The 13,490-nt window shown below is 63.7% G+C and carries 12 protein-coding genes; 6 read left to right on the top strand and 6 right to left on the bottom strand.

The genetic code is table 11. The features are described from left to right. Positions 1 to 65 precede the first annotated feature (65 nt). Positions 66 to 2,219, top strand: coding sequence for an NAD-dependent DNA ligase LigA (ligA, locus tag LAC81_RS11780; protein WP_223724941.1), 2,154 nt, complete (start codon positions 66 to 68; stop codon positions 2,217 to 2,219). Between the two features lie 21 nt (positions 2,220 to 2,240). Here the strand turns inward: ligA and LAC81_RS11775 are convergent, their stop codons facing one another. From LAC81_RS11775 to LAC81_RS11760, 4 genes are all read right to left on the bottom strand, one after another. Further along, positions 2,241 to 2,894, bottom strand: a complete 654-nt coding sequence (locus tag LAC81_RS11775; RefSeq protein WP_223724940.1) for a CatB-related O-acetyltransferase — start codon at positions 2,892 to 2,894, stop codon at positions 2,241 to 2,243. Between the two features lie 204 nt (positions 2,895 to 3,098). Further along, entirely contained in the window at positions 3,099 to 3,509 is a 411-nt protein-coding gene (locus LAC81_RS11770) for a VOC family protein (RefSeq protein ID WP_223724939.1), read from the bottom strand. A 307-nt stretch (positions 3,510 to 3,816) separates the two neighbouring features. Then, entirely contained in the window at positions 3,817 to 5,058 is a 1,242-nt protein-coding gene (locus LAC81_RS11765) for an MFS transporter (RefSeq protein ID WP_223724938.1), read from the bottom strand. 1 nt (position 5,059) lies between these two features. Next, positions 5,060 to 6,466: an amidase gene (locus LAC81_RS11760; RefSeq protein WP_223724937.1), complete on the bottom strand. Its 1,407-nt coding sequence runs from the start codon at positions 6,464 to 6,466 to the stop codon at positions 5,060 to 5,062. Between the two features lie 181 nt (positions 6,467 to 6,647). Here LAC81_RS11760 and gcvA point away from each other — a divergent pair, with 181 nt between their 5' ends. Then, complete coding sequence (gcvA, locus tag LAC81_RS11755) at positions 6,648 to 7,556, top strand: transcriptional regulator GcvA (RefSeq protein ID WP_223724936.1); 909 nt, start codon at positions 6,648 to 6,650, stop codon at positions 7,554 to 7,556. Positions 7,557 to 7,726: 170 nt separating this feature from the next. Here gcvA and LAC81_RS11750 read toward each other — a convergent pair whose 3' ends face one another. After that, positions 7,727 to 8,026 carry a hypothetical protein gene (locus LAC81_RS11750; protein WP_223724935.1) on the bottom strand — a complete coding sequence of 100 codons (300 nt, stop codon included), beginning with the start codon at positions 8,024 to 8,026 and terminating at the stop codon, positions 7,727 to 7,729. Positions 8,027 to 8,272: 246 nt separating this feature from the next. Here LAC81_RS11750 and panC point away from each other — a divergent pair, with 246 nt between their 5' ends. The 4 genes from panC to LAC81_RS11730 all read left to right on the top strand — a co-directional run bounded on the left by panC (position 8,273) and on the right by LAC81_RS11730 (position 11,248). After that, the gene (gene panC / locus LAC81_RS11745) at positions 8,273 to 9,148 is read left to right on the top strand and encodes a pantoate--beta-alanine ligase (RefSeq protein WP_223724934.1); all 876 of its coding nucleotides are present in this window, start codon (positions 8,273 to 8,275) and stop codon (positions 9,146 to 9,148) included. 1 nt (position 9,149) lies between these two features. After that, entirely contained in the window at positions 9,150 to 9,971 is an 822-nt protein-coding gene (gene panB / locus LAC81_RS11740; protein WP_223724933.1) for a 3-methyl-2-oxobutanoate hydroxymethyltransferase, read from the top strand. A 246-nt stretch (positions 9,972 to 10,217) separates the two neighbouring features. Next, positions 10,218 to 10,931, top strand: coding sequence for an AzlC family ABC transporter permease (locus LAC81_RS11735; RefSeq protein WP_223724932.1), 714 nt, complete (start codon positions 10,218 to 10,220; stop codon positions 10,929 to 10,931). A gap of 2 nt (positions 10,932 to 10,933) precedes the next feature. Continuing rightward, positions 10,934 to 11,248, top strand: a complete 315-nt coding sequence (locus tag LAC81_RS11730; protein ID WP_223724931.1) for an AzlD family protein — start codon at positions 10,934 to 10,936, stop codon at positions 11,246 to 11,248. Positions 11,249 to 11,332: 84 nt separating this feature from the next. Here LAC81_RS11730 and LAC81_RS11725 read toward each other — a convergent pair whose 3' ends face one another. Beyond that, a complete protein-coding gene (locus LAC81_RS11725) occupies positions 11,333 to 13,168 on the bottom strand; it encodes an aminopeptidase P family protein (protein WP_223724930.1) in 1,836 nt (611 codons plus the stop codon). Between the last annotated feature and the right edge of the window lie 322 nt (positions 13,169 to 13,490).

Below are 13,490 nucleotides of genomic sequence, written 5' to 3'. Positions count from 1 at the left end.
TCCAAATCGATTCCGATTTAAGGAATCATGCAGTAAAAACGACTCCGAATCCGGAGTCCTTGCGTATGTCCAACGAACTGAAACCCGTCGAAAACCTCACCGAAACGGAAGCGGCGGCGGAGCTCGCCTTTCTCGCGGCCGAACTGGCCCGGCACGACGCGCTCTATCACGGTCAGGACGCGCCGGAGATTTCGGATGCCGACTACGACGCGCTGAAGCGGCGCAACGATGCGATCGAGGCGCTCTTTCCAGCACTCGTGCGCGAGGACAGCCCGTCTCGGAAGGTGGGGGCGGCGCCGTCCGTCACCTTCCAGCCTGTCGTTCACGCCCGGCCGATGCTGTCGCTCGACAATACGTTTTCCGACGAGGACGCGCGCGATTTCGTGGCGTCGGTCTATCGCTTCCTCGGCCAGCTACCTGATAATTCGATCGCCTTTACCGCCGAGCCGAAGATCGACGGTCTCTCCATGTCGCTGCGCTACGAGAACCGTCGGCTGGTGACGGCGGCGACCCGCGGCGACGGCACGACGGGCGAAAACGTTACCGCCAACATCCGCACCATCGGCATGATCCCGCAGACGCTGCCCGCCGATGCGCCTGACGTCGTCGAGGTGCGCGGCGAAATCTATATGGCGAAATCCGACTTTGCCGCGCTCAACGCCGAGATGGCGGCGCTCGGCAAGCCGCTCTACGTCAACCCGCGCAACACCGCTTCGGGTTCGCTGCGCCAGCTCGACGCCAAGGTGACGGCGAGCCGCAAGCTGCGCTTCTTCGCCTATGCCTGGGGCGAGATCTCGGAAATGCCCGCCGATACGCAGATGGGCATGGTCGAGGTGTTCAAGAACTGGGGCTTCCCGGTCAACCCGCTGATGCAGCGGCTCTCCTCGGCTGATGCGTTGCTTGAGCACTACCATCACATCGAGCGGGAACGGCCGGATCTCGACTACGATATCGACGGCGTCGTCTACAAGGTCGACAGGCTCGACCTGCAGGCGCGCCTCGGCTTCCGCTCGCGTTCGCCGCGCTGGGCGACGGCACACAAGTTCCCGGCGGAGCAGGCCTTTACCCGGCTGACGGCGATCGACATCCAGGTTGGCCGCACCGGCGCGCTGACGCCGGTGGCACGCCTCGAGCCGATCACGGTCGGCGGCGTCGTCGTCACCAATGCGACGCTGCACAACGAGGATTACATCAAGGGCCTCGGCAATTCGGGCGAGCCGATCCGCGAGGGCAGGGACATCCGCATTGGCGACATGGTGATCGTCCAGCGCGCCGGCGACGTCATTCCGCAAATCGTCGACGTGGTGATGGACGAGCGCAAGGAAGGGGCCGAGCCCTACCGCTTCCCGACCACATGCCCGGTCTGCGGCAGCCATGCGGTGCGCGACATCAACGAGAAGACCGGCAAGGTGGATGCGGTGCGCCGTTGCACCGGCGGCTTCGTCTGCCGCGCCCAGGCGGTCGAACATCTCAAGCACTTCGTCTCGCGCAACGCCTATGACATCGAGGGCCTCGGATCGAAGCAGATCGAGTTCTTCTTCGAAAGCGAGGATCCGACGCTTTCGATCCGCACAGCGCCCGATATCTTCACGCTGGAGAAGCGCCAGGAGGCGTCGCTCACCAAGCTTGAAAACATCGACGGCTTTGGCCGCGTCAGCGTGCGCAAGCTCTATGACGCCATCAACACGCGCCGCTCGATCGCGCTGCAGCGTTTCATCTACGCGCTCGGCATCCGCCATGTGGGTGAGACGACGGCCAAGCTCCTGGCGCGCTCCTATGGCAACTACGAGCACTTTGGAACTGCGATGAGCGAGGCGGCGACCTTTACCGGCGAGGCCTGGAACGAGCTCAACAGCATCGACGGCATCGGCGAGGTCGTCGCCCGCGCCATCGTCGAGTTCTACAAGGAGCCGCGCAACCTCGAAGTGGTCAACCGGCTACTTTCGGAAGTGACGCCAGAAGCGGCGGAAGCGCCGGTTGCCTCGGACAGCCCGGTCGCGGGCAAGACGGTGGTTTTCACCGGCTCGCTCGAAAAGATGACGCGCGACGAGGCCAAGGCCAAGGCCGAGAGCCTGGGCGCCAAGGTTGCAGGCTCGGTGTCGAAGAAGACCGACATCGTCGTTGCCGGACCGGGTGCCGGCTCCAAGCTCGACAAGGCCCGCGAACTCGGCGTCCAGACCATGGACGAAGACGAGTGGCTGGTGCTGATCGGCGGGTGATCCCGCCGATCCGCGTTGTCGTCAGGCCCGCTTGGTATCGTAGGCTTCTGACGCAGCTTTCAGGGCGGCGATATCGTCGTCGCAGATGAAGCGACGCAGCGCATCGAATTTCGACTTCTCCCACCGGTAAATGCCGAGTGCGAGCAGCGTCTCGACATCGGCTGTGGGGAAACGCTGGCGCACGGGGCGCGCAGGATTCCCCGCAACGATGGAATAGGGCGCCACATCCTTCGTCACGATGGCGCCCGATGCGACGACGGCGCCTTCACCAAGGGTGACGCCCGGCATGATCATGGCGCGCATGCCGATCCAGGCGCCGTCGCCGATGATGGTGTCGCCCTTGCCGATATAGGCTTCGCCGATCACGTCGAGGAAGGGATAGAGGCTCACCCAATCGGTGCGATGGGTGTGGTTGCCGCCCATGAGAATCACTGCCTCGGCGCCGATCGCGACATAGTCACCGATCCGCAACTGGTCGGTCGGCCATTGCGGCTCCCAGGCCTCGAGGCTGTAGTCGTCGCCATAGAGGTAGCGAACGACGCTCTCCTCAAAGGAGCCGGTCCAGGCGTTGCTGTAGTAGCTGTTGGTGCCACGAACGTGGATGTTCGAGTTACGCACGGTCTCGTGCAGGAGCTCGACTTTGGACCAGTGCTTGGCTTCGACCTTCGTGGACATGGGATTCCTCATTCTCAATGCATGCAAGCGAAGCTGCGCGTCGCTCGGCCTTTCTGTCGGCTCCCATCTACCGGATTTGCCGGACGCTTTCTTCTCAAATCGGGTACCGACGGAATGCTTCGCCCGGCACTGCGATCATTCGATCACACAAAAAATGCCCGCCGCTTTCGGCGGCGGGTGTAACACTGGTGGCATTGCTTGATATCAGGAGGCCTGCTGCTGAGCCGCTTCCTGGTCCATCCACATGAATTCCCAGACGTGGCCGTCGAGGTCCTGGAAGGAGATGCCGTACATGAAGCCGTAGTCGAGCGCGGGCTTCCACGGCTTGGCACCGGCGGCAAGCGCCTTGGCCAGCACCTCGTCGCATTCGGCGCGACTGCCGGCTGAAAGGGCGGTGATGACTTCCGTGCCCTTGCGGGCATCGCTGATCTCGCCGGTGATGAAGTCGCGGAACTTCGGCTCGGTCAAAAGCATGACGAAAATATTGTCCGAGATCACGGTGCAAGCGGCCGTGTCGTCGGAGAACTGCTCGTTGAAGGTGAAACCGAGCGCGGCGAAGAATGCACGCGAAGCCTTCAGATCCTTGACCGGCAGGTTTACGAAAATCATGCGCATGAAATGCTCCTTGGTATGGATTTGTGTTTTACGCTTCGGGTCATTTCACGCCATCCGTGAAAGAACCCAATTCCTGGAAATTGCTCAATTCCGGGGGAGAGCCGTCTCATGGCTTTCCTGGAACTGCCCTAAGGACGAATGCCGGTCGACGATCCCGACATCGGCTCAAAGATTTTTTTGAACCGGGCTGATGTGGGGCGCAACCGCAGGTTTTCAAGGACGAGCCGACCAAGGCCGCCGGCGAGATGTGTTGCAGACCGATGCGATCGTCGGCCTTTTCGCCGGTGGTTCTGGATGCGAACTCCGGTCAGCTTGCAACGATCGCGCGTCTCGGTGCGCGCACGGTCGCGATCGCGACGATTGCGGCGAGGATGTTGGCTGCGGCTCCCGCGAGGATAGGCAGTGTATAGCTGTGGCTGAAATCGAAGGCGAAACCGGCGGCGCTTGGGCCGATGAGCGTGCCGATCGCGACGCTGGTGTAGAGCGCGCCGATGATGCCGCTGACATGGCGCCCGCCGAAATAGTCCATGACCACGGCCGGCAGGATGGCGACCCAGCCGCCGTAGAAGACCCCGAAGACCAGCGCGAAGATGGCGAGCGGCCAGAAGCTGCCTGCAAAGGCCCAGATAAAGAGCGAGGCGGCCATGCCGGCAAACATGGCGACGAGGAAGACCTGTCGCCCCATGCGGTCGGCGAGGCTGCCGAGCAGGAAGCGCCCGAGCGTGCTGCCGATGCCGATGGCGCCGAGCAGGAGGACTGCGGAAGCCTGATCCAGGCCGTGGTCGAGTGCATAGGGCACCAGATGCACGAAGGGGACGAAGACGCCGAAGGCTGCGAGCAGGCAGGCGGCGTAAAGGCCGATGAACTGCGAGGTTCGGACGGCCTCGGCCACCGTCGCTCCCGAGGCGGGTTTTGCCGTGGCACGCGTGTCTATGGCGGTGCCATCGGGGCCGGTGCCGCGGTCCCGCGGATCGTTGACGATCAGGGCGGACATTGCGACGCCGACCAGGGCTGCGAGCACGCCGAGGACGAGATAGGCGTCTCGCCAGCCGAGGGAAGCGATCAGCCAGGTGGCGAGTGGCGGCATGATCAGGGTTCCGACACCGATGCCGCTGACCGCAAGGCCGGACGCAAGGCCGCGGCGCGCCACGAACCAGCGCTGCACCGTGCCAATCGCCGGCACATAGGCGAGGCCGACACCAAGACCGATGCCGATGCTGTAGGCGGCGTAGACCTCGACGATGCTGCGAGCCCGGCTGGCAAGGGCAAGGCCGATGCCGACGAAGAGCATGCCGAGCATGGCAAGCCGCCGCGCGCCAAAGCGGTCGGCAAGTGGGCCTGAGACGATGCCGAGCCCGAAATAGAGGAAGCCTGCGAGTGAGAAGACGAGCGCCACCGAGCCGCGCGAGGCGCCGAGATCGCGCTGCAGCGGCTCGACGAAGGCGCTGAAGGTATAGGCGCTGCCGAAGCCCACGAAGGTGATGCTGAAGGCGGCAGCGACCACCGCCCAGCCATAGAAGACGCTGTCGTTTCGCGCATGAGGGTGCATGTCAGATCCCCGGATGTCTGTGGTGCCAGAATGTGGCGGCCTGAAAGGCGGCGCCGCCGCGCACGAGGGTCGCCTCCTTAAGGTGCCCGGCCACAAGCTGCAGCCCGATCGGCATGCCGGCGTCGCTGAAGCCGCCGGGCAAGGTGAGCGTCGGGTGCCCGCTCATGTCGAACGGGCAGGTGTAGCGCTGAAGCATGGTAATCAACTCCGGTTGCTCGCCGAGCGTCGCGACCTTTTTCAGCGTCAGCGGCGCAAAGGGCTGAACCGGCGTCAGCAGCAGGTCGATCGACGAAAACAGCGCATCGACCTCGCCGCGAAACGCTGCGCGCCTGAGCAGGATCTTCTGGTAGTCGGTTCCGGAGAGGTTCTGGCCGGCTTCGATGACGCCGGCCAGAACCGCACCATATTGATCCCTGTGCGCAGCAAAGCTTGCCTCATGGGCAACAGCTGCCTCGACCGCACAATTGGGCACCCAGTCTGCGACAATTCGGGTGACGTCGGGAAACCGGACTTCGACGATCTCGGCACCCAGATCGGCGAACACGGCGAGGGCCGCAGCCAGCGCAGCCTGTGTTTGCGGATCGACATCGGCACCGTTCCAGGCCGGGTCGATGCCGATCCTGAGCCCTTGTCCACCGATCCCGGCGGAAGCGGAGTAATCCGGCACCGGATCGAGGAGCGCGGTCGGGTCGCGCGGGTCGGAGCCGGCAATTGCGGCGAGAAGCGCGGCCGCATCGACGGTGCTGCGCGCCATGGCGCCGACGTGATCGAGCGAGGGGGCGAGGGCGAAGCTGCCGTGTCGGCTGATGCGACCCCAACTGGGCTTCAGGCCGGTCACGCCGTTGGCCGCCGACGGCCAGCGGATGGAGCCGCCGGTGTCGGAGGCTAGCGCGCCGTAGCAAAGCCCCGCCGCCGTTGCCACGCCCGAGCCGCTCGAGGAGATGCCCGGCCAGCAATCGCCATTCCAGGGGTTTCGCGGCGGCGTCACCGAGGGGTGATGGTCGGAATAGGCGCCTTCGGACAACTGCGTCTTGCCAATCAGCACCGCGCCGGCTTCGCGCAGACGCCGCACCACCGTTGCGTCTTCGTCCGGCACGAAGGCCCGGTGGACCGTGGTCCCCGCCGCAGTCGGTTCGCCCTTCAGCCAGAACAGATCCTTGACGGCAATCGGCACGCCATGGAGCGGGCCGCGATACCGTCCTTCTGCAATTTCCCTGTCAGCCTCATCGGCCTGAGCCCGGGCCGAAGCCTCAAGCACGAGGACGTAGCTCTTGAGCTCCTTGTCGAGTGCTGCAATACGCCGAAGCTGGGCCTCGACCACTTCTCGCGAGGTGACAGCCCGATCGCGGATCATGGCTCCGACCTCCATCAGGCCGAGAAAGGCAAGCCCGGTGGTATCGGCCGTCATCGCCGTTGATCCTCCCGGTGCGGAGGGATCGAGACTGCTTTCTGACATTCGCATTATATTCCCTCACTCAGTTGCCGGACATCTTTGCGATGCGACCGGTTGCATGAGGCCATATGTTCCGGTTATTTTGGCAGGGTACAAACCATAAATAATGCGGACTTCAGATTAGAATTTCTAAATTATGCATTCAAAGCTGCCACCCCTGAACGCACTGCGCGCCTTCGAGGCTGCGGCCCGCCACCTCTCGGTGAAGGCTGCGGCCGAAGAGCTGTGCGTGACGCCGGGCGCGGTCAGCCAGATGTTGAAGGTGCTGGAACAGCATCTAGGCGTCAGGCTCTTCGTTCGGGTGAATCGCGGCATCTTCCTGACGGATGCGGGGCGAGATTACCTGCCGCCGGTGCGCAACGCCTTCCGTCAGATCACCGAGGCATCGAAGCGTGTCGCCAATTCGGCCGACAGCGGCGTGCTCACGGTCAGCGCCACGTCGTTCTTCGCGTCCGCATGGCTCGTTCCGCGCATGGCTTCGTTTCGCGATGCCCATCCGGAGATCGACCTGCAGATCGTCACCAGCAATGCGCTGGTCGACTTTTCGCGCAGCGGCATCGACGTCGCCTTCCGCCATGGTCATGGCTGCTATCCGGGGCTGCGCAGCGATCATGTGCTTGCGGTCGAGATGGTGCCTGTCGCCGCAGGGGCATTGGTCGAGCGCCTGGGACTGCCGGCGAGCCCCGCAGATTTGGCCTCCTGGCCGAAGGTGCAGGACGCCGACCGGAAAGGGTGGAGCCTCTGGCTGCAGGCGCAGAATCTCGCAGAAACGGCGCTGCCGCTCGGGCCTTCTTTCGATGACACCGGCCTTCTGTTGCAGGGCGTGATCGCGGGGCTTGGGGCCGGGTTGCTACCAGCGGCGATGGTGGCGCCGGACATCGAAGCGGGGCGGCTCGTCCAGCTGGCCGAAGAAACGCATATCGAGGCATTCGCCTACTATCTCGTCTATCCCGAGGCGAACGCCGCACTGCCTAAGATCGCAGCCTTTCGAGAATGGGTTCTCGATGCGATCCGCACAGATCTGTGTGCAGTGCCGCGGGGCTGATCACGGGACAGCCGCATCGGCTTTGTCGCGCTAGCCACCATTGGCAAGGCCTTACGCAAGTGCGAACACGTCCGACAGCCGGGACGGTCTGCATCCTTTGCAGCTTTCGGTGCGGTCGGATTTTCGATCCGGGTCGCAGCCGTTCTCGGTCGCCGTCGGGTTCGTGCGCCCTAGTTCAGCGTGCAGACGCCGTTGGCACCGCCTTTGCCGGTGTAGGAGACACTTGGCGATCCATCGGGATTGATGCTCAAGGAGATGGTAACGCCGGCGCCATGCGCTTCGTAGTAGTTGTCGTTGAATATCTTGAGCTTGACTTCCTTGCCGTTGATGTAGACCGGCCCGCCTTCATCGGCATGGACCTCGATTTTGCCGGGGCAGGTGGCGTTGACGAGCGGAATCTTGGCTTCGGCCGCACCGGCGATGGCGAGCGCCGGCAGCAGGATCCCAAGGGCGCGCAGGCAGGTCTTCATCTCGTTCTCCAGCGTGAGTTGCAGTCGCGTCGAGGGCCAACCGTGACAGGCTGCCGATGGAAGTCAAGCGCGGCACGGCTTCACGAAGCTGTCATCAATCCGATTGTTTTTTTGCGCTGCACAAGATAGAGGATTGCAGCCGAAATTTGTGCAGATGCCCACTGACGCAGCAGGCTTGCCGCTTGCCGCGGGGCAGGGCGCCGCTACCCCTTCGGGTCGGGCGTTCGCGGATTGGAGGGTCCGGAGATGAAGACTTTCACCACCATCGCCGAACTGCGCTTTGCGCTTGCGGAACATCGCCGCGCAGGCAAGTCGGTCGGTCTTGTGCCGACCATGGGCTACCTGCATGTCGGCCATATGGAACTGATGCGCCGCGCCCGCGAGGAAAACGACATCGTCGTCGCCAGCATCTTCGTCAATCCGTTGCAGTTCGGCGCAAACGAAGACCTCTCCAAATATCCGCGCGATCTCGCCCGCGACCAGGCGATGCTGGAAGCGGGCAGCGTCGACTATCTCTTCGCGCCCGGCGTTGCCGACATGTATCCGCGGCCGATGGAAACGGTCGTCGACGTGCCGACGCTCGGCAGCGAGCTTGAAGGGTCGGTCCGCCCCGGCCATTTCGCCGGTGTCGCTACGGTGGTCACCAAGCTCTTCAATATCGTTCAGCCGGACCGCGCCTATTTCGGCGAGAAGGATTTCCAGCAATTGCAGATCATTCGCCGCATGGTGGAAGATCTCGCCCAGCCGGTGACGGTCATCGGCGTGCCGACGGTGCGCGAGGCCGATGGGCTCGCCTGCTCGTCGCGCAATGTTTACCTGACGCCCGAAGAGCGCCGCGCCGCGGCGGTCGTGCCGAAGGCGCTGGAAGAGGCAGAACGGCTGGTTGCCTCCGGCGTCAGCGACGTCGCGGCACTCGAGAAGGCAGTCACCGAGTTCCTCGCGAGCGAGCCGCTGGCGAAGCCCGAGGTCGTTGCGGTGCGCGATCCCGATACTCTGGAGACGATCGAAACGATCGGCGACCGTCCGGTGCTGCTGCTGCTCTTCGTGCGCTTCGGCACGACCAAACTGCTCGACAATCGCGTGATCGCCCCGAAATCCGCGCATTTTGCAAAGGTTGCCTGACATGAGCGTGCAAACCGCCAAGCGCCGGCTCAGCCCCGCCAACATCGAAGCGCTGAAGGGCGAACGCCCGATCGTCAGCCTCACGGCCTATACGACGCCGATCGCCCGGCTGCTCGATCCGCATGTCGATTTCCTGCTGGTTGGCGATTCCGTCGGCATGGTGCTCTACGGGCTGGATACGACCGTCGGCGTGACGCTGGAAATGATGATCGCCCATGGCCAGGCGGTCATGCGCGGCTCGGAGCGCGCCTGCGTCGTCATCGACATGCCTTTCGGCTCCTATCAGGAATCGAAGGAACAGGCGTTCCGCAGTGCCGCGCGCATCCTCAAGGAAACCGGCTGCAGCGCGGTGAAGCTCGAGGGTGGCGCGGAGATGGCCGAGACGGTCGAGTTTCTCGTCAGCCGGGGTATTCCGGTTCTCGGTCATGTCGGGCTGATGCCGCAGCTCGTCAACACGACAGGCGGTTATCGCTCGGTTGGTCGCAATGATAAGGAAGTGGCAAAAATTCGCCGCGACGCCAAGGCGATCGACGATGCCGGCGCCTTTGCGATTGTCATCGAGGGCACGGTCGAGCCGGTCGCCCGTGACATCACTGCTGAGCTGCGCTCGCCAACCATCGGCATCGGTGCGTCACCCGCCTGCGACGGCCAGATCCTCGTCTCCGACGACATGCTCGGCCTCTTCAACGATTTCAAGCCGCGCTTCGTCAAGCACTTCGCCGAGCTCGCCCCGGCGATCTCCAAGGCGGCCGAGGCCTATGCGGCAGAGGTAAAGGCGCGCAGCTTCCCGGGCATCGAACATACGTTTCAGGCGAAAAAGTAAGGGCCAGGCGAAGACCTGAGGCCCAGGCGAAGCAAGGGCAGCGGTCCCCACGGGCCGCTGCCTTGAATAGGCAAAACGCGGCCATTTTTCGTGCGGTGCGCATTTCGTTCAAGCCTGCCGTCGTCAGGCATCATAAAATTCAATCATTGTATCAGCGCATTTGAATTGTTGCCGGGGGCGAGAGCGCCTATCAGTCCGGCACCGGCCGCACGGCGCACCTCATCGCCTCGGCCGGCGGAGGTTTCCATGAAAAAAGATGAATTCTGGGAAGGGGTCCGCGGGGGCTTTCCCATCATGCTGGCGGCGTCGCCCTTCGGTGCGCTGTTCGGCGCGCTTGCGGTGGACAACGGCTTTACCATCGCGGATGCCGTGTTCATGAGCGCGACGGTCTATGCAGGTGCCAGCCAGATGGTCGGCATCGAGCTCTTCGGCAATCACGTCCAGCCCTGGCTGGTCGTGCTCTCGGTCTTTGCCGTCAACTTCCGCCACGTGCTCTATTCGGCCTCGATCGCCAAATATGTCCGGCACTTCACCTTCGGGCAGAAGTTCCTTGCCTTCTTCCTGCTGGTCGATCCGCAATATGCGGAGACCGAGAAGCGCGGCGAGCGTGGCTTGCCAATCACCTTTGCCTGGTACCTCGGCTTCGGCCTCGTCATCTATGTCCCCTGGATCATCAACACGCTGGTCGGAGCGATCTTCGGGCAGATGATCGGCGATCCCAAGGCGATCGGCCTCGACGTGCTGCTGCCGGTCTATTTCATGGGGCTGGTCATGGGCTTCCGCAAGCGCGACCGCTTCCTGCCGATCGTTGCCGTCTCGGCGTTGGCGTCGGTTGCCGGCATGCATTTCGTCGGCTCGCCCTGGCATGTCAGCATCGGCGCGCTCGCCGGCATCTTGCTTGCCGCCATCCTGCCGCCGAGCGGACAGGCTGCCGCGCCGGCTGTCGAGAAGGAGGCTTGAGCATGGATCCGCAACATCTCAATCTCATCTACCTGATCATCGCGGCGGCCGTCGCGACCTTCCTGACGCGCTTCGGCGGCTACATCCTGATCACCCAGATGAAGCAGATCCCGCCGCGGCTGGAAGCGGCGCTGAACGCCGTTCCCGCCGCCGTCCTGACGACGCTGGTGGCTCCGGCCTTCGTTTATGGCGGGCTCGACGTGACGATCGCCATGTTCATCGCCTTTGCCATAGCGCTCGGGCTGAACCTCTCGACGCTGCGCATGCTCGTCATCGGCTGGGTCGTGGTAATGGTGGTCCGGCACTTGGTGATGTAGGGCTCGCCAGCATCCGATATCGGGAAAGCAAAACGCCGCGCCCAAAGAGCGCGGCGTCATCGTTTTTTGTAGTGACTGCCTGACTCAGCGTGAAAGCGCTTCCGTGGCGGCCTTCAGCCAGTCACGGGTGTCTTCGTTGGCGAGCAGCGGCGTGAGCTTTTCGCGCGTCTCGGCATGGTAGGCGTTGAGCCAGTCGAGTTCCTCGTCGGTCAGCAGAGCCGGCAGCACCAGGCGGCGGTCGATCGGGCAGTAGGTGATCGTGTCGAAGCCGAGCATCGGCAGGTCGCCGCCGTCGACCATCGCTGCCGGCTGCACCACGATGAGGTTTTCGATGCGGATGCCGAAGGCGCCGGGGCGGTAGTAGCCGGGCTCGTTCGAAAGGATCATGCCGGGCAGAAGCTCCTGCGTGGAAAGCCGGGCGATACGCTGCGGGCCTTCATGCACCGAGAGATAGGAGCCGACGCCGTGGCCGGTGCCGTGGGCATAGTCGACGCCTGCCTTCCAGAGTGCGATACGGGCCAACGGATCGAGGTCCACGCCGCGCGAACCCTTGGGGAAGCGAGCCGTGCTGATCGCGATCATGCCCTTCAGCACCAGCGTGAAGAAGCGCTTCTGTTCCTCAGGTACCGCGCCGATCGCCACCGTACGGGTGATGTCGGTGGTGCCATTGATGTACTGCGCGCCGGAATCGATCAGGAACATGGTGCCCGCTTCGATCGCCTGATCGGTGGCCGTGGTAACACGGTAGTGCATGATCGCCGCATGGGCGCCGGCACCGGAGATCGTGTCGAAGGAGATGTCCTTCAGCGGGTTCTGCATGCGCTCGCCGACGGTGGCGCGGGCGGATTCGAGCTGGTTGGTGGCGCCGATCTCGGTGACCGTGCCGGGCTGCTGCTTGTCCAGCCAGGCGAGGAACTCGACCATGGCGGCGCCATCCTGCAGGTGGGCACGGGTCGAACCGTCGATCTCGGCCTTGTTCTTTTGGGCACGGGGCAGGCGGGCCGGGTCGACCGCTTCGACCACCTTGCCGCCCTTGGCGCGGATCAGCTCGGAGATGGCGAAGGAGGCGAGGTCCGGATCGAGCATGACTGCGGCACCGGCGGTGCCCAGTGCGCGCAGGCGGTCGTCAAAGGTCGAAGGTGCGACGATCTCGGCGATCTGGGTGAGATAGGCTTCCTGCTCGATGCCGGTCTTGCGCTTGTCGAGGAAAAGCTCGGCGCGGCCGTCGGCGTGGATGATCGCGCGGGCGAGCGGATGCGGCGTATGCGGTACGTCGGACCCGCGGATGTTGAAGGCCCAGGCGACCGAGGAGGGATCCGTCAGCACCACGGCGCTCGCGTCGGCCTTGGAAAGGCCCGCAGCGATTCTTGCGATCTTGTCCTTGGCCAGTTCGCCGGCATGCTCGATCGGCTGGATGGTGACCTTGCCGAGCGGGGCTGCGGGGCGGTTCGCCCAGATCTTGTCGAGCGGGTTGTGATCGAGGAAGACGAGTGAGCCGCCGAGCGTCGCGAGCGCCTTTTCCAGCCGGCGCACTTCCGCGCCGGTGTGAACCCAGGGATCGATGCCGAGCTTGAAGCCCTTGGATCCATGGTTTTCCAGCCAGAGATGCGGCGGTTCGCCGATGAGGTCGCCACCGGTAAAGACGGAGCCGTCGACCTGCTCCTTCAGTTGGGTGACGTAACGGCCGTCGACGAAGACGACGGCTTCACGCTTGGTGATGAGGGCGACGCCGGCCGAACCGGTGAAGCCCGTCAGCCACGAGAGGCGCTCGGAGGAGGCGGGCACATATTCACCCTGGAACTCGTCGGCGCGCGGCACGAGAAAGCCGTCGATGCCGAGAGCTGCGAAGGACGCGCGCAGGGCTTCGGTGCGCTCCTTGCCGAATTGCGGCGTGGAGGTGACTTCAAAAGACTGAAACATGGGGGAATTCCGGTAGATTGAGCGGCAAACCGCGGGAAAGATGTGGGGCCATGTTAGCGGAAATCGCCCTTGCCGGGAAAGAGGCGATATCCTGCGGGGGCTTGATCACCTGACTTGTGCAAAGCTGCAGTTGTGTTGCGATAGGAGAGCAATTGCCCATTTACCATACATATGCGCTCAACGCATGGCACCCATGCTCAGAAAACCCTTTCTCTATCGGAATAATGGTTTATAAGCCGCCTCAACGAACACGGACGAACATCCGGTGGTTCAAAAAGCTGCGGTTCCGAGAATAGTTGGTCACTCTGTTCTCCTCCTCCCT

The sequence above is a fragment of the Ensifer adhaerens genome (assembly GCF_020035535.1).
Classification (GTDB): domain Bacteria; phylum Pseudomonadota; class Alphaproteobacteria; order Rhizobiales; family Rhizobiaceae; genus Ensifer.
This window is presented reverse-complemented; position numbering and strand designations above follow the sequence as displayed.